Annotated in this window: 17 protein-coding genes; 5 read left to right on the top strand and 12 right to left on the bottom strand. The window is 63.8% G+C overall.

Going from position 1 to position 24,645, the window contains the following annotated elements; translation table 11 throughout:
• Positions 1–104: 104 nt before the first annotated feature.
• From CJU94_RS29140 to CJU94_RS29105, 8 genes are all read right to left on the bottom strand, one after another.
• Positions 105–1,112: a hypothetical protein gene (locus CJU94_RS29140; RefSeq protein WP_095422053.1), complete on the bottom strand. Its 1,008-nt coding sequence runs from the start codon at positions 1,110–1,112 to the stop codon at positions 105–107.
• Positions 1,109–2,116, bottom strand: coding sequence for an Hpt domain-containing protein (locus tag CJU94_RS29135; protein WP_244221007.1), 1,008 nt, complete (start codon positions 2,114–2,116; stop codon positions 1,109–1,111). Before CJU94_RS29135 ends, CJU94_RS29140 begins: the two co-directional genes overlap by 4 nt.
• Positions 2,117–2,137: 21 nt before the next feature.
• A complete protein-coding gene (locus CJU94_RS29130) occupies positions 2,138–2,746 on the bottom strand; it encodes a response regulator transcription factor (protein WP_095422051.1) in 609 nt (202 codons plus the stop codon).
• Between the two features lie 192 nt (positions 2,747–2,938).
• Positions 2,939–4,018 carry an OmpA family protein gene (locus CJU94_RS29125; protein ID WP_095422050.1) on the bottom strand — a complete coding sequence of 360 codons (1,080 nt, stop codon included), beginning with the start codon at positions 4,016–4,018 and terminating at the stop codon, positions 2,939–2,941.
• A gap of 153 nt (positions 4,019–4,171) precedes the next feature.
• Positions 4,172–5,011, bottom strand: a complete 840-nt coding sequence (locus CJU94_RS29120; RefSeq protein WP_095422049.1) for an ABC transporter permease — start codon at positions 5,009–5,011, stop codon at positions 4,172–4,174.
• A gap of 15 nt (positions 5,012–5,026) precedes the next feature.
• Positions 5,027–6,304 carry an ABC transporter permease gene (locus tag CJU94_RS29115; RefSeq protein ID WP_095422048.1) on the bottom strand — a complete coding sequence of 426 codons (1,278 nt, stop codon included), beginning with the start codon at positions 6,302–6,304 and terminating at the stop codon, positions 5,027–5,029.
• A gap of 167 nt (positions 6,305–6,471) precedes the next feature.
• A complete protein-coding gene (locus CJU94_RS29110; RefSeq protein ID WP_095422047.1) occupies positions 6,472–7,521 on the bottom strand; it encodes an ABC transporter substrate-binding protein in 1,050 nt (349 codons plus the stop codon).
• 109 nt (positions 7,522–7,630) lie between these two features.
• Positions 7,631–8,728, bottom strand: coding sequence for an ABC transporter ATP-binding protein (locus CJU94_RS29105; protein ID WP_095422046.1), 1,098 nt, complete (start codon positions 8,726–8,728; stop codon positions 7,631–7,633).
• Positions 8,729–8,858: 130 nt separating this feature from the next.
• On the opposite strand from CJU94_RS29105, the gene pdxR reads away from it, so the two are divergent.
• On the top strand, positions 8,859–10,403 hold the full coding sequence (gene pdxR, locus CJU94_RS29100; protein WP_095422045.1) for a MocR-like pyridoxine biosynthesis transcription factor PdxR: 1,545 nt from the start codon (positions 8,859–8,861) through the stop codon (positions 10,401–10,403).
• Between the two features lie 170 nt (positions 10,404–10,573).
• Here the strand turns inward: pdxR and CJU94_RS29095 are convergent, their stop codons facing one another.
• Positions 10,574–14,305, bottom strand: a complete 3,732-nt coding sequence (locus tag CJU94_RS29095; RefSeq protein ID WP_095422044.1) for a DUF748 domain-containing protein — start codon at positions 14,303–14,305, stop codon at positions 10,574–10,576.
• A gap of 241 nt (positions 14,306–14,546) precedes the next feature.
• On the bottom strand, positions 14,547–15,965 hold the full coding sequence (locus CJU94_RS29090) for a DUF1254 domain-containing protein (RefSeq protein WP_095422043.1): 1,419 nt from the start codon (positions 15,963–15,965) through the stop codon (positions 14,547–14,549).
• 305 nt (positions 15,966–16,270) lie between these two features.
• Here CJU94_RS29090 and CJU94_RS29085 point away from each other — a divergent pair, with 305 nt between their 5' ends.
• From CJU94_RS29085 to CJU94_RS29075, 3 genes are all read left to right on the top strand, one after another.
• Positions 16,271–16,942: an FMN-binding negative transcriptional regulator gene (locus CJU94_RS29085; RefSeq protein WP_095422042.1), complete on the top strand. Its 672-nt coding sequence runs from the start codon at positions 16,271–16,273 to the stop codon at positions 16,940–16,942.
• A 104-nt stretch (positions 16,943–17,046) separates the two neighbouring features.
• Positions 17,047–19,407, top strand: a complete 2,361-nt coding sequence (locus CJU94_RS29080) for a heavy metal translocating P-type ATPase (protein WP_095422041.1) — start codon at positions 17,047–17,049, stop codon at positions 19,405–19,407.
• Between the two features lie 163 nt (positions 19,408–19,570).
• Positions 19,571–21,544, top strand: coding sequence for a methyl-accepting chemotaxis protein (locus tag CJU94_RS29075; RefSeq protein ID WP_095422040.1), 1,974 nt, complete (start codon positions 19,571–19,573; stop codon positions 21,542–21,544).
• A 94-nt stretch (positions 21,545–21,638) separates the two neighbouring features.
• Here CJU94_RS29075 and CJU94_RS29070 read toward each other — a convergent pair whose 3' ends face one another.
• Positions 21,639–22,292: a glutathione S-transferase family protein gene (locus CJU94_RS29070; RefSeq protein ID WP_095422039.1), complete on the bottom strand. Its 654-nt coding sequence runs from the start codon at positions 22,290–22,292 to the stop codon at positions 21,639–21,641.
• 218 nt (positions 22,293–22,510) lie between these two features.
• Between CJU94_RS29070 and CJU94_RS29065 the strand changes: the two genes are divergently transcribed.
• The gene (locus tag CJU94_RS29065; RefSeq protein WP_095422846.1) at positions 22,511–23,944 is read left to right on the top strand and encodes a polyhydroxyalkanoate depolymerase; all 1,434 of its coding nucleotides are present in this window, start codon (positions 22,511–22,513) and stop codon (positions 23,942–23,944) included.
• Positions 23,945–24,037: 93 nt separating this feature from the next.
• Here the strand turns inward: CJU94_RS29065 and CJU94_RS29060 are convergent, their stop codons facing one another.
• Entirely contained in the window at positions 24,038–24,472 is a 435-nt protein-coding gene (locus CJU94_RS29060; RefSeq protein WP_095422038.1) for a cupin domain-containing protein, read from the bottom strand.
• Positions 24,473–24,645: the final 173 nt, after the last annotated feature.

The raw sequence follows: 24,645 nt of genomic DNA, 5'->3' as shown, positions 1-24,645 counted from the left end.
GGCTGGCGACAACGCGAACAGCCCGGCTGTTTTGCAGGGGCTGCGTCCTGTGGAGGACGCAGCCGACTTTGAAGCCCGACCCCTGGTCGGGCTTTTTTTGGCTGCTACTTCGTGCTGCGGCCCGATTGGAACGCGTTGGGGTTGTCGGTGATTCTGCGCTGGGTCATGCGGGCGCTCCAGTCGGTATCGACGGGTGTCGGCAAATCGGCGTGCGTGATGATTGCCGCGCGACGCTGCTGCACCGCCCAGTCGAACAGCGCCGCGCGCTCGGCCGCGTCACTCGCGGACGAGCGGCCTGCGGCCCATTCGGGTGACCTGGATGCGGAAGGCTGCGTGGCTGGGCGGATCGTGCGGCTCAATGCGAGACGCCCTTCGACCTGCGCTTTGCTGAAGCGCACGATCGGCACCGGGCGATCGGCCTTTGCGGAGCGGTTCTGCACCGTCTGATGCGTGGACGCTCGCGTGACTGGACGCGGCGCTAGGTGCTCGACACGCTGTGGCTCTGGCATACGGACATGGCCAAACGTCGTTCCCGGTGTCGTATTGGTTGGCGTAGGCACTTCGGAAGCCGCCTTCGGTTCGGAATTCACCGCCGGCGGTTCGGTCTGCGCAATCGTGCCGGCAAACTCCACGGGCTGACGCACGACCACTGGCTGGGTCAGAGCCGTGGCCGTCACCTTGGCGGCGTCGTGCGTCGTGCAGGTGGCCAGCAACCAGGCCAGCGCAATACCGCAGCCGGCGAAAATCGCCGCTCCGAGGACATGATCCGAACGCGTCGAGCACGGGCGCGCACGGCCCATTTCGAGGTAGTACCTCGCTTCGGCCAACTGCTCGTCGAAGCGAGGCGAATGCTCGCGCGGTTGCGGCAGCTTGTAGAACAACAGAAACTTCACGCCCGGCGGCAACGACCCATTACGTGCCGCCAGCTCGCTGCGTTGCGCCGCGTTCTGGATGGCCTGTTGCGCGTTGACGCGAGCTGCGGGTTGCAGTTCGCGTTGCCCCGCAACCCGGGCCGGCCGTCGCCGCGAGCCGAAGGGCGGCGGCAAGGTATCGAACGGCCGCGCGATCGGAAGTGCTAGATCGCCTTCGATCAAAGCCAGCGGTCGGTTCATCGTGAAGTGCTCCCGGGTGTGCGGGACATTGCTTCGAGTTGCGTCACGAGCATTCTCGCGCGCGCCATCAGCGCGCCGGCTAAGGCGGCGCTGCGTTCCTGCGGCGAAATGCTCGCGCGCCGCAACGCCTCCATCAAACTGCGCGCGCCGACGAGACCCACCCCTCCACTCAACCGGTGCAGCACACTTGGGAGATGATCGAAATGACCTTCACGAAGCAAACCGCTGAGACGCTCCAGGTCGTCGTTCATTGCCGCGCGCCAGTTGTTGAGAAACACCTGAAGATCGACTCCCTCTTCAGACAACGCATCCAGATAACCGCTCTCAAAAGGCTCGACGGAGGCGCTCGCGGCGTGTTCCTGTGGCCGCGCGGCTCCGGACAAAAGCGGCGCCTCGACGTTGCCGCGGGCCGCTTGCGCGGATCGCACCATTTCCTCGACGCGGAACGGCGCGTTGAAGACGACTTGAGGGCCTGCCTCGAAACCGCTCGACAGGCAGAGTTCGCCGCGCATACGTTGCACCAGTATTCGGCAAAGTCGCAAACACGCGTCAGCGTCGCCAAGCCATCGGCTCATCTGCGGATCTTCAATGGCTGGACCGAGAGGCGGCGGTGTCGCCGCGGGCGCGCATTTGATCGGCGCATCGACCACGCTGATAAAAATTCGTTGCAAGCCTGAATTCAACGGCTGCGCCCGCGCGATGAGCGAAACCTCCGATCGCGCGGTGAGCTGGATGGTTCGGTTAAGCAAATGGAAAACGAGCTGGCCTAACCGGGCACTGTCCGCGAGAATCGTGTCGGCGACCGATTGATCGACGCACGCCCGCAAGCGCAAATCGCGACGACGAGCGAGCGGAGTCAGCAGCGCGATAACACCATGGATGACTTCGCGCAGGCCCGTCGCGCTCTCGCTGAGAACGAAAGCGCGAGATTCCAATGGCGAGCTATCTAGCAGATCGTTAAGCGTTTGGCTCCATGTACATGCGGAAGAACGAGACAGGCTCACAGTGTTCGTACCCAAAAAAACCTAGTCGACCAAACGATGCGACGCCGCAAATTCGATGAGTCCTGCCAATGATGAAAGACCGAGCTTTTCCTGAATACGGCTCTTGTAGGTGCTGACCGTTTTGTCGCTCAGGGACAGGCGACCTGCAATGTCGCGATTGCTCACGCCGCGCGCCAGATATTGCAGCACCTCCACCTCTCTCGCTGACAAGGCGTTCAATCCGCTCGCGGCCTCCGCTTCGTTGCTGTCGGCCGGGAAGCAGTCGTAGCCGGCCAGCACCGCCTCCACGCCGCGCATGATCTCCTTCATTTCCTGCGACTTGCCGACGAACCCGTGGACGCCCGAGCGCATTGCGCGCGGTGCGAACGTGGCAGGGTCGTGCCCCGACAGCACCATCACGCGAATGGGGGGATGAGCGAGCCGGAGACGGGGTATCACATCGAGCCCACTGATGCGCGGAATGTCGAGATCGAGTATGGCGAGTTCCGGCGTGTGCACCCGAGCCATCTCCACAGCGGTCTGGCCATTGTCGGCCTCGATCACTTCTTCCACGCCAAGCAATTGCATGAGCTGCATTTTGATGACCATACGGAACGCGGGATGATCATCAATAACAAGAATAGTTGACATATTTCCTAATCCTTCTGAACACTCGCGTTGCGACGCCGATTGTTGTCAGCGTCAGGCTTGAGAACGCACGAATGTGTGCGGGCACAATTGCCCGTGTCGAATGGTGGTACGCCACGGACTCGTCGAACGACCGACCTTCTGCGCGCGGTTGTTCGCGCGCCGGAACGCTGGATCGTGTTAGATGCAAGGGCACTAGGAACGCGCCGCGACAAGTTCGATCTCGACGCGGCGATTGGGGGCGAGGCATCGCCTTAAGACAGCGCGCTTGGCCCACCGGCAGTCGACCAGCGGATTCGCGCTGCCTCTGCCCTGCGCGGTCATCGGCAAACTCACGCCATGAGTTCGCAGATATCGCTCGACCGTCCGCGCACGTTGCTGGGACAAGCCGAGGTTGTATGACTTGTCGCCGAGGCGGTCAGCGTAGCCGGTGATCTTCAGCTCATGCTGTGCGGGAACGGTTTTCAGATCTGTTGCCACTTCATCCAGCTGGCGCTTGCCGGCGGCCAATATGGCGGCTTCGTCGCCCCCGTTGAAGCGAAACAGGGAGTCGGCCTTCAGCGTGATCTTTTGCTGCGATCTTGCAGCAGGTGCAGGTGCGGGTCCCTGCGCGGACGCCGGCGTTTGCACCGACTGCTCGCATTGCAGCGCTCGTTCCGCCGCCTGGCGTAAGTTGTCCTGCACCTCAGGCAAGTGCTTCTCGGCGTTTGTGAAGCTGCGGCGCCATGCTTCATGCCCGGCTTGTGTCAGTTCCACTTCGGCGCAGGCGAGCGGCGGCTGCGCCTGCGGACATCGAGCAACTGCGGGATCCGACTTGATGGTATTGACGATCGTCCACAGGTCGGGGCGTACCGTGGACACCGTGCGCAATGCGGGATTGGCGGCGGATAACGGCGTGCCGTTCTCCAGACTCAGCGTGATCGTAGCCGCCTGGCCGATCGCTTCTTCGACGAAGCCCCAGTGGTCGCCGGCTTGCCGCGCCTGTTGGGCGGCGTTGATCCAGCATTGCGCCTTGGCGTGAAAGTAGCCGTTCTTATCGCCCGGCAGCCGGTCGAGGCGCGTCTGCAGGCTGACCAGCGCGGTACTACTGCTTGCGATGGGTGCGTAGGCGCTGACCCATTGCGCGTTGACCGCGCCTGCCGCCTCGTCCTGCGTGGCGCCGAAGCCGGTTTGCAGCAAGGTGGCATCTTCGATGCCGAGTCGTTCACGCGCGGCGTGGTCCGCGCAGGCCGTCAAGGCCAGCGCGTACACAAGCACCGTTAGCTGGTGTTTCATTGATTCTCTGCGACGAGCGCATCTTCTTATCGACGGCTACGAGTATGAAGAGGCGCAGATACACAGGGAATGGGAACAATCTTAGAATATCGTCAGAAATGTGTTGCTTATCATGCGTTCCAAATCAGGACGCCGTTACGCTTTCACGGGCACTCACGCCTTGACCGCGCGTGCCGCATTTCGCCCACGCAGCCATTCGAGCGCCAGCAACAGGCTCGTCGAGAAGATAATCAGAATTGTCGCCAGCGCGGCGATTGTCGGGCTGATATTTTCCCGGATGCCGGTGAACATCTGCCGGGGCAACGTAGTCTGGTCCGCGCCCGCGAGGAACAGTGTCACGACGACCTCGTCGAATGAAGTCGCGAACGCAAACAGCGCACCCGAGATCACGCCCGGTGCGATTACCGGTAACGTAATGCGGAAAAACGTCTTCAGCGGATTCGCGCCCAGCGACAAACTCGCCCGCACCAGGTTGTAGTTGAAACCCTGCAACGTCGCCGCGACCGTCGTCACCACAAAGGGCACACCCAGCGACGCGTGCGCGAGAATCAGGCCGATGTACGTATTGGCCAGCCCCAGCGGCGCGAAGAACAGATACATGCCCACGCCGACCACCACCACCGGCACGATCATCGGCGAAATCAGGATCGCCATGAGCAGCCCTTTGCCGCGGAAATTCGCTTTGGTCAGTCCGATTGCCGCGAGCGTGCCGAGCACGGTTGCGACTACGGTCGCCGAGGGCGCGACGATAAAACTGTTCTTGGCGGCCATGCGCCATTCATCGGATGCGATCAGGTTCTGATACCAGCGCAGCGACCAGCCCGGAATCGGATACACCAGGAACGTGCTCGACGAAAACGACAGCGGTACGATCGCCAGCACCGGCAAGATGAGATACAGCAACGTCAGCACGGCGAGACCGCGCAGCGCGAAATACCATACGCGCTCGACCCACGACGTATGCGGCGCGAACAAGGGCTTGGCAAGTTTCATCGCAATAGACTCCGTTCAGCCAAGGCTCAGTGACGAACGCGTGAAGCGTCCGTATATGACGTACAGCACGAGCGTCGCGGCGAGCAGCAAACCGCCGAGCGCGCACGCCATGCCCCAATTGATCGTCACGTTGGTGTAGTACGCCACGTAATAGCTGACCATCTGATCGTTCGGTCCGCCAAGCAACGCCGGCGTAATGTAGTAGCCGATCGCCAGAATGAACACCAGCAGTGCGCCCGCGCCGATGCCCGGATAGGTTTGCGGCACATACACGCGCCAGAACGCGGCGAACGGATGGCTGCCGAGCGAGACCGCGGCGCGCTGATAGGTCGGCGGAATCGACTTCATCACGCTATAAAGCGGCAGGATCATGAAGGGCAACAGAATATGCGTCATCGAGATGTAGACGCCTGTACGGTTGAACAGCAGCGACAGCGGATCATGCAGCAGTCCGCTGCCGATCAGCGCTTTGTTCACGAGCCCTTCGCTTTGCAGAATCACGATCCACGCCGCCACGCGCACGAGGATCGAGGTCCAGAACGGAATCAGCACGAGAATCATGACCAGATTCGCGCGCCGTTCGGGCAGCGTAGAAATCCAGTATGCGAGCGGGTAGCCGAGCAACAGCGCGAACACCGTCACCGCCGCGCCGATCACGAAGGTGCGGCTGAACACGGCGAGATAGATCTGTTGCTCGGGATCGGTCGGGATGACGTGGCCGAACGCGTCCTGCTTGTGATCCAGCGAAGCGAGCAAATAGAACGGCGAATATGCGCCGGAGTTTTTGGCAATGGCTTGCCAGTAGGCGATGTCGTTCCAGCGTTCGTCCAGTTCGGCGAATTTCGCGTGGACTTGCGCGGGCGTCAGTTTCAAGGACTGGTTGTTGTCGTCGGCGAACGGCATGGCGTGCGCGGACTTGGCGATCAGCGAGCGATAACCCGGGATCTCGACGTTCAGGCGTCGCGCGAGCGCGCCCATGCCGTCGCTGTCGGCGACCGCCGTGAGGTCGACAGCCAGCGCGGCATACGCGGCATCCGGCGGCGGGCTCTTCCGATCCCACGCGCTCAACGCCTTTAGCGTATGCGGCAGCGCGTTGACCACTTCGGGATTCTGCGCGGCTCGCGTGAGCAGCGCGCCGATTGGCACGACAAAAATCAGCAGCAGAAAAATCGCTAGCGGCGCGATCAGCAGCAGGGCCATGGCCCGCTTTCTGGATTCCGCGGCCTTCAACTCGCGCTTGAGCCGGCCAGTTGATTCTGGCGTCGAATCGGCAGCGATCGTCATCGTCGTCACACCCGTCTCCTTTGTCGACAAGAGTTAGCGCTTCAGCGCTTACTCTTGTCCCATGCAAAGCGGTCGACCCGAGTCAGCGCTTTAGCGCCGACTCCACCGCACAGTTTCCTACTTCACCCAAGCGCGGCTTCACCACAGGTCAAACCGCGCCTTTCCGGCCGCGCTCCTTACTTCGAAGCCCACGACGAAAAACGCTGTTCCAGTTCGTCGCCATGATCGGTCCAGAACGCGAGGTTCTGCAGCACTGCGTTCTTGCCGTTAGCCGGCGAGTTCGGCAGATTGGCGAGCGTTTTCGCATCGAGCGCCTTGATGGCCGTCACGTTCACCGGACCGTAGGCGATGTTGTGCGCGTAGTCCTGCTGCGGCTTCGACGAAATCGAATAGGCAATGTACTTTTCGGCCAGCGCCTTGTTCGGCGTGCCCTTCGGAATCGCCCAGTAGTCGAGGTCGTAGATGCTGCCGTTCCACACCACCTTCAGGTTCTTGCCTTCCTTCTGCGCGGCGTCGATCCGGCCGTTGTACGCGGTGGACATCACCACGTCGCCCGCGACGAGGAATTGCGGCGGCTGCGCGCCCGCTTCCCACCACTGGATGTTCGGCTTCAGTTCGTCGAGCTTCTTGAACGCGCGGTCCTGGCCTGCCTTGGTGGCGAGCACCTTGTAGACTTCCTTCGGCGGCACGCCGTCGGCCATCAACGCGAATTCGAGGTTGTAGCGCGCGCCCTTGCGCATGGCGCGCTTGCCCGGGAATTTCTTGACGTCCCAGAAATCGGCCCAGCCAGTCGGCGCGGTCTTCAGTTTGTCCGCGTTGTACGCGAGCGCCGTCGACCACACGAAGAAGCCCACGCCGCAGGTTTGCGGCGCTTCAGGAATCAGATCCGACTTCTTGCCGATCTTCGACCAGTCGAGTTTCTCGTACAGCCCTTCATCGCAGCCTCGGCCGATATCGCCCGATTCGACTTCCACCACATCCCAGTTCACATGCTTGGCTTCGACCATCGCTTTCACTTTGGCCTGCTCGCCGTTGTATTCGACGGCGGTAACTTTATTGCTGGTCTCCTTTTCGAACGGCTGGTTGAATGCAACCTTTTGCGCGTCGCCATTCGCACCGCCGAAATTGACGACCGTCAATTCAGCTGCATTGACTTGCGCAGCGCCCAGCGCGAGCGCCACAGCACCGACAGCGATGGCGCAGCGCGATTTCCCGATCTTGCTCATGGTGTGTTGCTCTCCTTTGGTGGTGTCTTCAAGCTCAGTACAGTGCGACTTTGTTATGTGCTGCTCGATCTGACCTGCCTGCATTGAACACATTGCGTGCCCAGCGCATTCACGCCCCTGCGAATACCCGCAGATGCTCGGGTGCGAACTCCAGTGCCACTGGCGCGCCGGGCACGAAGGTGTCGAGCGCCCCGGTGCCGAGCGGCACCTTGACGAAGCACTCGTCCTGTTCCCGCAAACCACAGCGCATGCGCACGTGGTCGCCGAAATAGATCAGGCCGCGCGCTTCACCCGCTAGTGCATTGGCGCCGGGCCGTGACAGGCCGTTGGCGAGCTTCATGCGCTCGGGCCGGATGCATGCGACCGCCGGCGTGCCCGCTCGCGCCCCGGCAATATTGCGCCCGGTGAGCCGCGTGCCGTCGCTCAGATGGAATTCGCAGTACTCGCCCTCGACATTCGCGATCGTGCCGCGCAGCTTGTTGCTGTCGCCGATGAAGTTCGCCACGAATTCATTGCACGGCGATTCGTACAGACGATCCACGGTATCGAGTTGCTGAACGATGCCTTTATCGAACACGGCGACGCGATCGGACATGGTCAGCGCCTCGCCCTGATCGTGCGTGACGTACACGAACGTCACGCCGAGCTTCTCGTGCAATGATTTAAGTTCGTACTGCATGTGTTCGCGCAACTGCTTGTCCAACGCGCCGAGCGGCTCGTCCATCAGCACGAGTTTCGGCTCGAACACCAGCGCACGGGCGAGCGCGATACGCTGCTGCTGGCCGCCGGAAAGTTGCGCGGGATAGCGCTTTGCGAAGCTCTCCATGCGCACCATCTTCAGCGCGTTATGGGTGCGCTCGGCGCGCTCCTGCGCCGAAATCTTGCGCACGGTGAGCGGATACGCGACGTTCTGTTCGACCGTCAGATGCGGAAACAGCGCGTAGTTCTGAAACACCATGCCGATGTTGCGCTTATGCGGCGGCACGGTATTGAGCAGCGTGCCGTCCAGCCAGATCTCGCCGCCGGTGGGAAATTCAAAACCCGCCAGCATCATCAGACAGGTGGTTTTCCCTGACCCGGACGGTCCGAGCAGCGTCAGAAATTCGCCCTGATAGATATCCAGATCAAGTTGTTTGACGACCAGCGTTTCACCGTCATACGTCTTGCGCACACCCCGAAAGCTGACGATCACGTCATCGGTTTTCATCGTCCAAGTCTCCTCTGCGGTCCGGCTGGCTCCCGCTGCAAAGCAGCGGGATTGCATCCATTGCGTGGCTCACTATAGACCGTTACGGTTCTACAATATGGAACCATTTCATTATTCCGGATAGAACCACTTGGACACCGTGATCTTGTCGGATTGGCTGGCTGCGAGGCTCGACCGCACGGCCGCCGAACCAGTCTACAGGCAGACGTTGCGGCTCATGCAGCAGGCCATCCTGACCGGCCAGTTGCCGCCGGGCACCAAGCTGCCCAGTTCGCGCACGCTCGCCGAAGACCTCGGCATTGCACGCAACACGGTGCTGCACGTCTACGATCAGTTGACCGCCGAAGGGTATGTGATCTCCACCACCGGCAGCGGTACTTACGTCGCCGACACGAGGCCGGACACGGCCGCCATGAATACGCGCAAGAAGCCTGCGGCGGGCACCGGTACGGAAGCGGGCGCGATCAGTGAAACCCCCAGGCAACCGAAGCGGGATCTAAACGACCTGTCCAATCGCGGACGTCGTCTGATCGACAAAGCCGGCGTCTCCGCCAAACAATGGGGCGCGTTCATGCCAGGCGTGCCCGACGTGGCGGAATTTCCGGCGCGTATCTGGAGCCGCCTGCAGGCGCGTTTGTGGAAGGAAGCCAATCCGGATCTGCTCACCTACGCGCCCGGCGGCGGCTACCGGCCATTGCGGCGGGCCTTGTCGGATTACCTGCGCGTGGCGCGCTCGGTGAATTGCACGCCGGATCAGATCATCATCACCACGGGCATTCACCAATCGATCGATCTGGCGGTGCGTCTGCTGACCGATGTCGGCGACCGCGCGTGGGTCGAGGAACCGTGCTATTGGGGCGCACGCAGCGTGCTGCAGTCGTCCGGGATCACCCTGGTGCCGGTGCCGGTGGACGACGAAGGGCTCAATCCGCGCGAACAGGATCTGCAACAGCCGCCGCGGCTCGCACTCGTTACGCCGTCACATCAGTATCCGCTCGGCATGGTGATGAGCCTCGCGCGCCGCCGCACGTTGCTCGAATACGCGCGCCAGCACAACGTGTGGATCATCGAGGACGACTACGACAGCGAATTCCGCTACGGCAGCCGTCCGCTCGCCTCGCTGCAAGGACTCGACGACGCCGGCCAGGTGATCTACGTCGGCAGCCTGGGGAAGATGCTGTTTCCCGGCTTGCGGATCGGCTACATGATCGCGCCAGAGCATCTGGTGGACACGTTCCGCACGGGCGTGGCCGAGTTATACCGCGAAGGTCAGTTGATGCAGCAGGCGGTGATGACCGACTTCATTATGGACGGCCATCTCACCTCGCACGTTCGACGTATGCGCGCGCTGTACGGCGAGCGCAGGCAGATTCTGATCGACGCCATCACCGCGCGTTTCGGCACCGAGTTGCCGGTGATGGGAGACGAAGCCGGCCTGCATCTGGTGCTCGGCCTGCCGGATCACGCGAACGATCGCGCGGTGACGGCCGCCGCTTACGACGCCGGCGTGATCGTGCGCCCGCTCGCGAGCTACTACAGCAGCGACACGCCCGCGCGGCGCGGGCTGCTTCTCGGTTATGCGTGTGTGCCGAACGACAGGATCGGTCCCGCGTTCGACACCCTTGCGCGCGTCATCGAGCAAACCGCACTGAAGGCGCCGACGCGCACCGCCTGAGCGCGCGCCGCAGTGGCTGTCGGCGGTGCGTTCAACGCCGTGCACTTGGGGACCGCCGCGCAGCTTGCGGGTTTCGCCGGAGTCGGAGAGACGGGCGGGGCTTACGCGCTTGCCCGGCGCGAAGCAACCGAAGCAACCGAAGCAACCGAAGCAACAACTCTAACCGTTGCTCACTTCAGCCCGAAATCCACTCGCGTCGTCGCACCCTTGTCCTTGATGCCGTCGGCGTTCAGTTTCGGTGCGACGATAAACACGCGGCTGCTGTCGATCTTGCCGTCCAGATACTGCTGCACGCTCTGCGCCCGCTGCTGTGCGAGCTGGCGCAGGCTCGCGTCATCGATAGGCGCGTTGGCGGCGAGCGCGCTCTTCATCTCGTCGTCCGGCAGGCTCTTGGTCAAGCCGACAAAGTTGCGGGGCTTCTTGAAGTCCGCCGACTTGTAGGCTTTGGTCAGATACTTGTCGTACTCCTTTGGATCGACGGAGACCGTCGACAGATCGACGCTCTCGCCATTGCCCACCACGTCCTTGATCTTCTGCTGCTTGACGAGGCGGTCCACATAGCCAATGCGCAGCGCGGGCTCGTCGACGGCCGGATCGACGCGGCCGATCAGGTCCATGCGGATCGACGGTTTGTCGCTCAGCGCCTTCACGATCGTGTCGAGTTTCTGGGTGTCGGCGTCCGTGAGTTTCGCCGAGCCCGGCTCGAACTCGACGTAGCCCAACTCCTCGCCCTTGCCGCCGAATGCATTGGCGATCAGCGAGAACGGCGCGGTCACCGCTTTTTCCAGCAGATTGAGCACCGCATGCCAGATCAGCCCGCCAATGCTGAATTCCGGATTCGACAACGAGCCGGACACCGGCAGGTTCACGTCGATTTCGCCGCGCGAGTTTTTCAGCAGCGAGATCGCGAGACGCACGGGCAGTTTGGTCGCCGTATTGTTTTCGACGTGATCGCCGAACGTGAGTTGATCGATAAAGATGTGATTGTTCGCGTTCAGCTGATCGTTGTCGAGCGTGTAGTGCAGATCGACGTTCAGCTTGCCCTTGGTGATCGGATAGCCGGCATATTTCGCCGAATACGGCGTAAGATTGGTCAGTTCGATATCGTGCGCAACCGCCGTCAAATCGAGCGCCGGTTTCGCAATCAGCGGATTGACGGTGCCGCGAATCGACAGCGGACCATTGGCGGCCAGTTTCGCGGCAATGTCGACCGGCGCGGACGTGGTGGATTGCGTGCCGAACGCACCGACCGTGCCCTGAATGCCCACCAGGTTCGCCGTGAAATTCGGCTTGATGAAATTGTCCGTGTACGTCACCCGGCCCTGTTGCAGCACCAGTTGGCCGAAGTGCAGCTTGACCGGGCTTTGCGGCGGCGTAGCAGCCGTGACGGTGGCGGGCGCCGACGCCGCCGGTGCGGGTGCGGCCGCGGCCGTGGATGCCGGTTGCGGCGTCAGCGGCACCGGTTCGGCACCGCTCTTGTCGCGCGTCAGCGATTGCGCGGCGCCGGTTTCGTGCGCGACGACGTCCTTGAGGTTGAGCTTGCCCTGCGCATCGAGCAGCACGCGCCCATAGAACTTCGTGAACGTGACGCGGCCCGCGTCGACCACCGTGCCATGCTCGTCGTAACCGGCGTTCAGGTTGGACAACGCGAGCGAGCCCCATCCCGCGAACGGGTCCGAGGTCACCTTGTCGAGCATGCGGACTTCGACGAGCGCCACGTCACCGCGATAGGTCGCTTTCAGCAACTTCGTCTGGCTCAACGCGAGATCGCCGCTCGCATTGAGCAGCGCGCTCGCGATCACGGCGTTCAGCTTGCTGCCGAAATACGGTTCGAAGGCCGCCGCGTCGAGCCGGTTGGCGTTCACCTTGACGGCCACCTTGAGCGGTGTCGCCGTCACGTCGCCCTTGACACCGAGCGTGCCCTTCCTGTTCAGCGTGGCCTGCAGATCGACCGGCAACGGACGGCTCAGGTCGTCGCTGATGTTCTGCACCTTCAGTTGCAGCGGCGTGATATTCAGCTTCACCGGCTGCGGCGTGGTGTTGTCCGTGAAATTGGCGCTGGCGTCCTTCAGCGTCAGCTCGCCGATCTTGTAGCGCCACGCGGGCCCTTCCGCCTGCGCCTTCTTGACCGCATGGATCGCGGTGCGCTGCGGCGTCGCTTCATGCTTCCCGGCCAGCGCCGCGAGGTTGATGCTGCCGTCTTTCAGACGCTGGACGTCCACCGCGAGGCCGGTCGTCTCGATGCTGGCGATCTCGGCGGTACGCGCCGTCAGATCCACCTGCTTGAGCTTCGCGCCGCCTTGCGCGAGCGAGATCACCGCGTCATTGCTGCCGGGCGCCGCGACCTTCAGCGAATGCAGACCCACTTGCGTGTCGGTGACCATCACGGCCGCCGGCGACTTTGCCCAGCTCGCGCCGACATTGGCCGTGGCGGACAGCGTGCCGTCCAGGAGTTGCGCGGTGGTCGCGGTGTCGAGGTACGGTTGCAAGCGCGGCAGGTTCAACGACTTCAGGTCAAGCTTCGCGCTCGCCGTCTTAGCCACGAAGCCGAACGCGCCGGCTATACCGAGCGACCCGCCGCTCTCTTTGAAATCGGTGTTCAGCGTGTAGTGCGCGGGCGCCGTGGCGAGCGTCGAAAAATCGGTCAGCGTCACGGCCAGGTTTTGCATGCCGACGTCGACGGGCCGCGAAGCGGCATTGTCGCGAACATTGACGGTGCCGTCATTGAGCACGAAGCGTTTGACCGCCAGGTCCAGCGGCGGCGCGGCCTTCGCGGCGGCATGGGCAGCGGAGGCGGCAACCGGCGCGCTCGCCTCCGGCGGCGCCGCAGCCGGTTCGGGCGCGAACATCTTCTCGACGCTCAGCACGCCGTCTTTATCGCGCGCGAGATTGGCTGTCGGCGCGTCGATACGGATATCGTCGAAGTGATAGAGGTTCTTGAACGGTTCGAGCGCGGCGACGGCCACATGCACCGCGCGCGCCGCGAAGAACGGTGCCTTGCCTTGATCCTGCACGCCCACGTCGCTCATATCCACGGTGCCCGCCACGCGCAACGAAGGCGCGTCGTTGGAGACCACGAAGTTGAGCTTGAGATCGGTGGACAGTTTGCCGGACTGCACGATCACCGGCAGTTTGGCCGGCACGTAGGACATGAGACGCGGCACGTCGAGCCCGTCGAAACGCAACGACACTTCCGACTCGTGCGACGCGGCAAACGGCTTGGTCCTGCCATCGATGGCAAGCGGACTGCCGTCGATACGCGCGCGCAGCAACGGCTCGACGAAGATATCGGTTTTCGAAGGCAGCGTGGCGATAAACGGAATGCCGAGCTTCCATTGATCGATCACGTGCGTGGCGCCGAGCAGCTTGTCGTCGAACGTGACCTGGCCGTTTTCGAGGCGAATGTTCGATACGGAGAAGAGCGTCGGCTTGCTATCCGGCTTGGCCGGCTGCTTCGAGAATTTCTCGATCAGGTCCGTGAAATTGAAGCGTTGCGCATCGTAACGAACAATATGAAAGCGCGGCGAATCGAGCTGCACCTGATCGATGATCGGCGCCGCGCGGAACAGCGAACTCCATGACGGCTGCACGATGAGCCGCGAGATATCCACGAAGTCGCCCGCGCCGCCGCGCTCGCCGATATGCACCCGGTCTGCTTCGAGCCGGAGCGTGTACGGATTGAGCGCGATGCGGCCGATGGTGGCAGGGCGGTCGAGCTGTTTGCTGAGCTGTTGCTCGGCGATGTGGCGAATCAGCGGCGGTGCAGCGAAGAAGCCGAGCAGACCGAACACTACAAGGAAAATCAGCAGGCCGGTGATGACACGCCGGGTGCGGCGTGACTGCGCGACATCGCGCACGGTCTGCATGGACGAGGCTATTGATGCTTTATTGAGGCTTGCCATGCTCGGTCTTGGGTAATGCGGCGGCAAGCCCGCCGCGAAACGAAAATCCCGCAAGCGGCAGTATAAGTCGTGAATCTTTCGCGGGATATAAATGTAAGGCGAGGCTTACACATTCTGCTGCGCGATAGCGCCGCATGTCCGCCGCGGTGAAGTGGCGGACATGCGTGGCTCGATGCGTGACGCGGCCGTCGTTAGCCGGTCATTACTGAAGCACGGCTGTCATGTCACGGACACGCCGGTATCACTGACGCACGACGGCCGGCGGTTGCCAGCTGCCGTCGGTGGCTTGCGGCTTGGGTGCGTACAGACGCAGCACGAGTTGCAGATCGGCGCGCGGCGCCGGCAGCCAGTTGCCGCTCTTGCCGCGAGCGGACGACACGGTCACGTCGAGCGAGCCGTCGCGATTGCGGCGCGCGCCGTTGCGGTCGCCGACCGCGAGCCGTGCCGGCGCGCTGTCGCCCAACGCGCCGTCCCTGGTATAGGCGGTGATCGACCAGAAGCCGCGCACCGGCGGCAACTGATTCGGCGCGAAATGGATCACGTAACGGTTTGCGCCGTTGAGCGCATGACCGTCGCTGTCCTGGGTGACGACCGCGCGAACTTCGTCGTCTTTCGTGCCGATGCCCGGCTGCGCGTAGGCGGCATAGGCGCGCAGCGCGTAGTCGGGACCATAGCTGCCCACGCCGTCGCCGAACCAGCTCCAGCCGTTGCCGGTCAGCAGATTGGACGGCGGCATGCCGACGCGCTCATGACCGTCGGCAAGACCCGCCGTGATGGCTTCCGGCGCTTTCGGCAGCTTGACCGGCTCGCCGGGCGTCACGCCGAGGTCGGAGAGGAATTTGAGCGCGTGCGGATCGGCCGGCGTCGGCGGATTGTCGGGCAACGCCTGCGCGAGCCGGCTGAAGAAACCGTTCGCGTCGAGCGCGGCGACTTGCGCGGCCGGCGTGCCTGAAGCGGCCGCGGCGGCATCGGCGGCATTGCTGCGCGCCGGCGCGACCGAGGCAGAGCGGGAGTCGCCCGCGTAGACGCTCAGCGGCGCAACGCGCATGCCGCGCTGCAGCTTGCGGACTGCCGTCAGATCACGCGTGCCGTTCGACTGAACGCGCACACTTATCCATGCGTTGCGGGTCGGCACGTCGACACGCTTCACGCCCTTGGGCAACTCGCCTTGCCAGCCCGGGCCGACGAAGGCGATCGCCTGCGCCTTGATGCCTGCCGCGCGCGTGCCGAACTGCGAGCCGGTCGACCAGACCACGTTGGTCCACATGTCGAGCACGCGGGCATCCACGTAGCGGCCGTGCGAGTCGGGCAGCGTCACGATCACCGGTTCACTGCCGAGGTCCAGCCAGCCGGTCGAATCCAACGTATCGAGACTCGGCTGCATAGGATTGGCCGCGCCGATCGGCGGCAATGCCTGTGCGTGGCGCAGCGTATTGAGCGGCGCCCGGCCCGGATCGGTGCCGACCGCCGCGTCGCGCGCGATACCCATCAGCACCAGCGGATAGCCGAATACGTATGAGTCGGCGACTTCATCCTTGATCCAGCCGGTGGATTTTTGCGTCCCGGTGGGAGTCGACGCGCAACCCGCCAGAAATGCGAGGCCTGCGAACGATGCGCAGGTCCAGAGACTCGAGTACAGCTCTCGGCGATTTTTTATCATTCGTTCAGGTGGCGGAACGTGTGGTCCTAGGGGAGACGCCGGCGCGCAGCGAACCCTGCTTGCGCGGCCTCCCAAAGCCCAAACGCACCCAGTCCGCGGTTCGCGATGCCGACAACATCGGGTTGTATCGTATCCTTGCTCACCAGGCAAGCGCAAAGGCAGCAATAGCGCCGGTTCGCGCGCCCACGCAGTTCTTTTTGCGGTACGGTGACGTTTTTTTATTACATCCGCTCCGGCGCCCGCGCGTCGGGCCACTTAGCATTGCCGCCCTTCGCCCCTTCGCCGCCTCGCCTCCGGAGCGTTTCATGTACATGCCCGCCCATTTCGAAGAGAACCGTCCAGAGGTTCTCCACCGCCTGATCGCCGAGCAGCCTTTGGGCGCGTTGATTACCCACGGGCCGCACGGGCTCGATGCGAATCACTTGCCGTTTGAATTCGAAGTGCCCGCCGCGGGCGGCAAGTCCGATGCGTCGGCGGCCGAGACTCACGGCATCCTGCGCGCTCACGTCGCTCGCGCCAATCCGGTGTGGCAGGAAGCCGCGGCGAACCCCGAAACGCTCGTGATCTTCCAGGGCGCGGCCGCCTACATCTCGCCGAACTGGTATCCGAGCAAGCACGAAGCGCATCGGCAGGTGCCGACTTATAACTATATGGTGGTGCATGCGCACGGCCGGATCGCCGTGCGCGACGACGAATCGTTCGTGCGCGGACTGGTGGCGCGCCTGACCCGCAAGATGGAAGCCGGCGAACCCGTGCCGTGGAAGATGAGCGATGCGCCCGCCGACTTCATCGAGCAGATGCTCGGCGCGATCGTGGGTATCGAGATCGAGGTGACGCGGCTGGTCGGCAAATGGAAGCTCGGCCAGAATAAGGCGGCCGCCGACCGTCGCGGCGCGGCCGACACCCTGCTGGCACGCTCGGGCGATGAACGGCAAGCCGTCGGCCAGGCCATGCTGGACGCGCCGCCGGCCTTCTGAACAAGCGTTTCGGCGAGGTAACGGCGGCTTTGAAGCACACGCTGCAATTCGTCCTTGACCTTCCTATCATGGGAAGGTCAATACTGGCTTCATGATGCGGCCTGATGCCGCCACGAGCCCTGCCTACCATGACTGAACTTGCCACCGCCCAGCGCCCCGCGGACGCCACCGACACTTCCGCCCACACCACCGAACTCGACATTGGTGGCATGACTTGCGCCTCGTGCGCAATGCGCGTCGAAAAGGCGCTCGCCAAAGTGCCGGGCGTCGTGAGCGCGTCGGTGAATCTGGCGACTGAAACAGCGACGGTCGATCTGGACGGCGCAGCCGTTGGCCCGGACGCGCTGATCGCCGCCGTCAGGAAAGCGGGCTACGAAGCGACGCTGGTCGCGCCGCCGGACACCCCCGCCGCGGCCGACGAGGCAGTTTCCGCCGACCGCAAACGCGACCAGACCCGCCGCGAACTGGCGGCCGTGCTGGGCTCCGCCGTGCTGACCCTGCCGCTCGTCGTGCCGATGGTCGGTGAATGGCTCGGCTTCGACGCGATGCTGCCGCCCTGGCTGCAATTCGCGCTCGCCTCGATCGTGCAGTTCGTGTTCGGCGCGCGCTTCTATCGCGCCGCCTATCGCGCCGTGCGAGCCGGCGCCGGCAATATGGATTTGCTGGTCGCCCTCGGCACGTCGGCGGCGTATGGCATCAGCGTCTACGAACTGGCGACCCATCCCGGCGACATGATGCATCTGTATTTCGAAGCGTCGGCGGTCGTGATTACGCTGGTGCGCTTCGGCAAGTGGCTCGAAGCGCGCGCCAAGCGCCAGACCACGGACGCCATCCGCGCTCTCAACGCGCTGCGCCCCGATCGGGCGCGCATTCGGGTCGGCGCGGACGAACGCGAGGTGCCGCTCGCGCAAGTGCGGGTCGGCACAGTGGTGATCGTGCGTCCCGGCGAGCGCGTGCCGGTCGACGGTTCGGTGCTTGAAGGCCGCACCCATATCGACGAATCCCTGATCACCGGCGAAAGCCTGCCGGTGCCGAAGCAGGTAGCCGACGCGGTCACTGCCGGCTCGATCAACGGCGAAGGCGCGATTGCCGTGACCACCACCGCGATTGGCGCGGAAACGACGCTGGCGCGCATCATCCGCCTCGTGGAAAGCGCGCAGGCCGAGAAGGCGCCGATCCAGCGCCTCGTCGACCGGGTCAGCGAAACCTTCGTGCCGGCGATTCTGGCGATCGCCGCGCTCACGCTGGTGGGCTGGCTGATCGCCGGCGCGGGCGGTGAAACCGCGATTCTGAACGCGGTGGCCGTGCTGGTGATCGCGTGTCCGTGCGCGCTCGGACTGGCCACGCCCGCGGCGATCATGGCCGGCACCGGCGTGGCCGCGCGGCGCGGCGTGCTGATCAAGGACGCCGAGGCACTGGAAACCGCGCATCGGGTGTCGATTGTCGCGTTCGACAAGACCGGCACGCTGACGCTCGGCCAGCCGTCGGTCACGGCGTTCGAGCCGGTCGGCGGCATCCGCCGCGACGAGGCGCTGGAACTGGCCGCAGCGGTGCAGCGCAACAGCGATCATCCGTTGGCGCGCGCAGTGATCAAGGTGTATGAAGCGGCGGCAACGAAGGCCGCCGACACTGCCGCCGCAATCGGCGAAACCGTCGTAGCGCCCACTCGAACGCGCGCGCTGCAGGCCAGCGCCGCGCGCGCGGTCGCGGGCCGCGGCGTCGAAGCGGAGGTCGACGGGCGCACGCTCGCGCTGGGCAGCGGCCGCTGGCTCAGCGAACTCGGCATTGCCTTGCCACCCGAACTCGCCGCGCGCGCACGCGAGCTCGAAGCCGCCGGCAACACGGTCTCCTGGCTGATGCAGCGCGACCCGCAAGCGCCTGCGGCGCTGGCATTGATCGCGTTCGGCGACACCGTCAAACCGACGGCGCGCGCCGCTGTCGAACGGCTGGCGCAGATGGGCATCACGAGCGTGCTGGTCACCGGCGACAACCGGGGCAGCGCGGCGAGCGTCGCCAAGGCGCTCGGCATCGAGGAATTCCATGCCGAAGTGCTGCCGGACGACAAAGCCCGTGTTATCCGGGACCTGAAAATCCGCAGCGCCGGCATTGTCGCGATGGCGGGCGACGGCATCAACGACGCCCCCGCGCTCGCCGCCGCCGACATCGGCATCGCCATGGCGACCGGCACCGACGTCGCCATGCATGCGGCCGGCATCACGCTGATGCGCGGCGATCCGGCGCTGGTGGCCGACGCCATCGACATCTCGCGCAGGACCTGGCGTAAGATCCAGCAGAACCTGTTCTGGGCCTTCGTCTACAACCTGATCGGCATTCCGCTGGCCGCCTTCGGCTTGCTGAACCCGATGCTCGCCGGCGCGGCGATGGCTTTTTCGAGCGTCAGCGTGGTCACGAATGCGCTGCTGTTGCGCACCTGGCGCGGCGCGCAGGATCGTTCGGGACGCTAAGCGAATGCGCGCCGGAATCCCCCACCGCGTGCGCGGTTATTACGAAGTGCTTTCGAATTTCTAAAGAATGCGGACGCCGCGGCCGTAAACCAGCCATCGATGCGGGCCATGCCTACGCATGGCCCACGCATTTCGCCTGTGCTCCTTTACTCCGCAATCGCCCATGGAATTTCTCTCTTTGCGCCGCGTCAGCGTCGGCGCGCGGCTCGCTGTCCTTTCTTGCGTGCTGGTGGCGTTGATTTTCGCCGCGTTCACGTGGGCGCTCACCCGCACCGCCGGCAAGCAGATCAGCGACCAGGTGCTCGAACGCATCGCCGATAGGGACCGCTCGATCGCCGCAATGATCAAATTGTTCGACAAGGCCTTGTCGAATGAAGTCGATCGCTCGATGTCGCTGTTCGCGAGTTTCCTGCCCGCGGGCTTCACGCTCGACGAGACCCAGAAAATCGACATCGGCGGCGTCGCCACGCCGACCATCAAGGCAGGCGACAAAGTCCTGAACCTGGACTTCTCCATCCCCGATCTGTTCCTCGAACGCAGCGGCGCGGTCGCCACCGTATTCGCGCGCAACGGCGACGACTTCGTGCGCGTGACGACGTCGCTGAAGAAACAGGACGGCTCGCGCGCTATCGGCACGCTGCTCGACCGCAAGGCGCCGGCGTATGCGCTGCTCATCGCGAACAAACCCTATACGGGACTTGCCGCGCTCTTCGGCAAACGTTTGATCACGCAATACCGGCCGATCACCGACGCAAGCGGCCGCGTGGTCGGTGCGCTGTTCGTCGGCGTCAATGTGGACAAGGAAATCCAGTCGGTCGAAGACGGCATTCGCAATCTGAAGATCGGTGACAGCGGTTACTACTTCGTCGTGGATGCGTCGAAGGGCACCGATCGCGGCAAGCTCATCGTGCATCCGGCAACGGCCGGTCAGAACGCCGACAACGCAAACGCGCCGTATCAGCAAATGCTCGACATGAAGGACGGGCAGCTCGAATACAACTCGGCCGACGCCACGCTCGGCGAACGCGGCGCGCGCGACAAGTTCGTGTCGTTCGTTACCGTGCCGGAATGGCAATGGCTGATAGGCGGCGTCGCGCCGCGCGACGAAGTGATGGCCGACGTGGTCGCCACCCGCAATGAATTCCTGCTGTTCGGCTTTATCCTCGTCGGCGTGTTCGCGGTGGTGTTTCTGATTGCCGTGCGGCGCCTCGTGAGCCGTCCGCTCGAAGAAGCCGCCAAAGCGTCCGAACGTTTCGCCTCGGGCGATCTGAGCGTGCGCGTGACGAACGGCACCACCACGCGCGCCGACGAAATCGGCCGCCTGATGCAGTCGATCGACGGCATCGGCGAGGGTCTCGCGCGCATCGTTTCGCAGGTGCGCAACGCGTCGACGGATATGTCAAACGGCACCGAAAAGATCGCCACCGGCAGCGGCAATATCGCCGCGCGGATCGCCACGCAGGCGAGCAGCCTCGAAGAAACCGCGGCCAGCATGGAAGAGATCACCTCGACCGTGCAGCAGAACGCCGACCACGCCGCGCAAGCCAACACGCTCGTCACGCGCGCCGCGGATGCCGCGCTCGAAGGCGGCCGCGCGGTCGAACGCGTAGTGTCGACGATGGGCGAGATCAGCCGCTCGTCGCAGAAGATCGCCGAGATCACGTCCGTGATCGAAGGCATCGCGTTCCAGACCAATATCCTCGCGCTGAACGCCGCCGTGGAAGCGGCGCGCGCCGGCGAGCACGGCAAGGGCTTCGCGGTCGTGGCCTCGGAAGTACGCGCGCTGGCGCAGCGCAGCGCGGCTTCGGTAAAGGAGATCGAGAGTCTGATCGCGACTTCCACGGCGACGGTGCAAGGCGGTTTCCGGATCGCCGAAGAAGCCAGCTCGACGATGCAGGGCATCGTTCAACAGGTCGGCCAGGTCCGCGCGATCATGGGCGAAATCAGCGTCGCCTCGCGCGAGCAATCGGGCGGCATCGAACAGGTGAATCTCGCCGTCACGCAGATCGGCGAGGCAACGCAGCAGAACGCCACGATTGTCGGCGAGGCGGAACTCGCGGCCGCCGAACTGCGCGACCAGGCCGCGCGTCTTGCGCAAGTGGTCAGTGTGTTCAAACTGGAAAGCGGGCGCGATTGAGGGGCGAGTAGCGCGGCGCGGCTTACCGCAGTGCGCCGCCGGCCGGCGCCCATTGTCCGCCGTCGCGCGGCGGCGCTTCTTCAATGCACCCGGTTCAGAACTCGACGTCCAGCTCGTCGATCTCTTCCACTTCCTGTTGCGCGTCAGCAATCCACTCCTGCATCTCGGGCAGCGCCATGATCCGCTGTCCGTATTCGACGATCTCCGGATCGAGTTTCACGTCGTAGGTGACGAAACGCGTCACCACCGGCGCGTACATCGCGTCCGCGGTGGTCCGCTCGCCGAACAGAAACGGACCGCCGTACCGTTTCAGGCAGTCGCTCCAGATCGTCACAATGCGGTCGATATCCGATTGAGCGCGCGCCCACACCTTGAAGCCCGGGAAATGCGCTTTGAGGTTCATCGGCAAGGCCGAGCGCAGCGAGCTGAAACCCGAATGCATCTCGCCGCAAATCGAGCGGCAATGCGCGCGCGCGCGAATGTCTTTGGGCAGCAGTTTCGCCTCTGGTTTCAGTTCGTTCAGATATTCCGCAATCGCCAGTGTGTCCCAGATCTCGATGCCGTCGTGAGCGAGACACGGCACCAATATCGACGGCGACAGCAGCAGCAGTTCGGCGCGTGCCGCGGGATCGTCGATCGGCATCACGATCTCTTCGAACGGCAAACCGCTGAACCGGGTCAACAGCCAGCCGCGCAAGGACCACGACGAATAATTCTTGCTGCTGATGGTGAGCGTGGTATTCGCCATACGGTTCTCCTCCAGATGAGGCGCTCGGTCGGCGCCCGATGCCGTTCATGCACGTTGCCGTGCGCGCGCGCACCAAAGCGCGGCAAATTCGGCCCGCTGCCTCCACTCGCGCAAATGCTATGCCAGCGCGCAGGCAGCGCCGAACCCGCGCTTATGCTGATTGGCACATGACTTGCCTCTATTTGGGTTCCATCCTCTTCAGCATTCGTGCGAAGGTTATGAACCTGTTCGCATATCCCACATATCAGGCGTTCGCCGACACCATGCTGCCCATGCGGCACGGTGCGGCCCTGATAAATCATTCGCTCGACGCATGGCCCGCGTTCGGCGATACGTCGCATGGCCGTTCTATCCGCGCCGGGTGCGAACTGTTGACGCTCGCGGGTCTCACTCCGGTGCGGCCGCCGTTCGGCATCGACAGCGTGGTGACGGAAGGCAAATCCGTGGCGGTCGTCGAGGAAGTCGCGGCGCACACGCCATTCTGCTCGCTGGTGCATTTCCGTAAGGCGACCCCGCCCTCGGTGCCGCAGCCTCGCGTACTGGTGATCGCGCCCATGTCCGGGCACTTTGCGACTCTGCTGCGTGGCACTGTGCGCACGATGCTCACCGAACACGACGTCTACATCACCGACTGGCACAACCCGCGTGACGTGCCATTGAGCCGGGGCCGCTTCGGCTTCGACGAGTTCGTGCAGCACGTGATCGACTTCACTGAAACGATCGGACCCGGCTCGCATCTGCTGGCCGTGTGCCAGCCGACCGTCGCCGCTCTGGCGGCGGTCGCGCTCATGGCCGCCGACGATCATCCCGCGCAGCCCGCGAGCATGACGCTGATGGCCGGTCCGCTCGACACCCGCATCAACCCGACGCGCGTCAACGACCTCGCCAAAAGCAAACCAATCGAGTGGTTCGAGCAGAATCTGATCAGCGCCGTGCCGTTCGGATTTGCGGGCGCGCACCGGCGCGTGTATCCGGGCTTCATGCAGTTGACCGCGTTCATGGCCATGAATCTGAACCGCCATCTCGACTCGTTCGAGACCATGTATTACGAACGCGCCAAAGGCGACCCGGCAAAAGCCGACACGATCCACACGTTCTATGAAGAATACTTCGCCACGATGGACCTGACGGCCGACTTCTATCTGGAGACGGTCGATACGGTTTTTCAGCGGCATGCGCTGCCGTTGCATGCGCTCGAAGTGCAAGGACGTCTCGTCGAGCCGTCGAAGATTCGCCGCACGGCGTTGCTCACCGTGGAAGGCGAGAAGGACGATATCTGCGCCGTCGGGCAGACGCTCGCGGCGCAGGACATGTGCGACAAGTTGCGGCCGTATCTGAAGACGCATCACGTGCAAACAGGCGTCGGGCATTACGGCGTGTTCAATGGACACCGCTGGGAGCGGCAAATCTACCCGCGCGTGCGGGCCGTGATTTACGACAACGAGCCTCGCGCGGTATTGGTGGGTTCGCACGCGCGCACGATTCGGCCGGTGCCGGCGGCGGCGGCGGCGGCGGCCGAAATTGCGGCAGCAGCGCCGGCCGCGACGGCGGTGGTCGATGTGGAAGTGGATCTGGCCGTCACTGCCGGATCGGATGGATCCGGCGCCGCGCCGAGTGAAGGGTCGGCCTCCGCCATCAAGCCGCAGACGTAGCGCGCGCCGCGCCGTAACGCGGTTTCGCAGCGCTTCTTCGGCAGGGGCCAGCATGTGTGATGTCCGCCCGGCACACCCGGGCCGCTCCTTTCGCTAAGCCGCGACGCTCTTCCAGGGCGTCACGGCCGGCACGTCACACGGGCCTTCGACTTCGATCGATTTGAAATCCGCCGGTGAGACGATTTCGATGTACTCCATATCTTCGGAGTAATCGAACAGATAGTGGACGATGCCCGGCGCCTGATGCACGCAATCGCCGGCGGCGACGAGCGTCTCCTTGTCGCCGTACATGAAACGCGCCCAGCCCTTCAGCATGATCACAATGTGGAAATCGGCTTCATGACGGTGCCAGCCGGTGCCTTGCTCTGGTGCGTGATTCGCCTTGACGAGTTGCGCGAGCACCTTGCCGCCGGTCGCCTGCGCGATGCCTAAATCACGGTAGAGAAAAAAGTCGCGTAAGCCCTGATCCACGTAGGACGTGTCTTGCGGACGGACATGGCTGAATTGCGTGGCGAATTCGGTGGACATGATCGCGCTCCTCGAGAGTGAGCCGGCAGTTGAAAACGACGCGTTGGAGCGTCGGTTGCAAGCATCAAGCGGGCCAGTCCGCGGGCTTCGCTTCTGCGCGATTTATCTGCGCGATTCGAAGACAACACGATGAATGCCACGCCGTCTCGCGCGGCGCGGCACGGTTTCAAACG

Origin of the sequence: Paraburkholderia aromaticivorans (assembly GCF_002278075.1) — a bacterium.
In the GTDB taxonomy this organism is placed as follows: Bacteria; Pseudomonadota; Gammaproteobacteria; order Burkholderiales; family Burkholderiaceae; genus Paraburkholderia; species Paraburkholderia aromaticivorans.
This window is presented reverse-complemented; position numbering and strand designations above follow the sequence as displayed.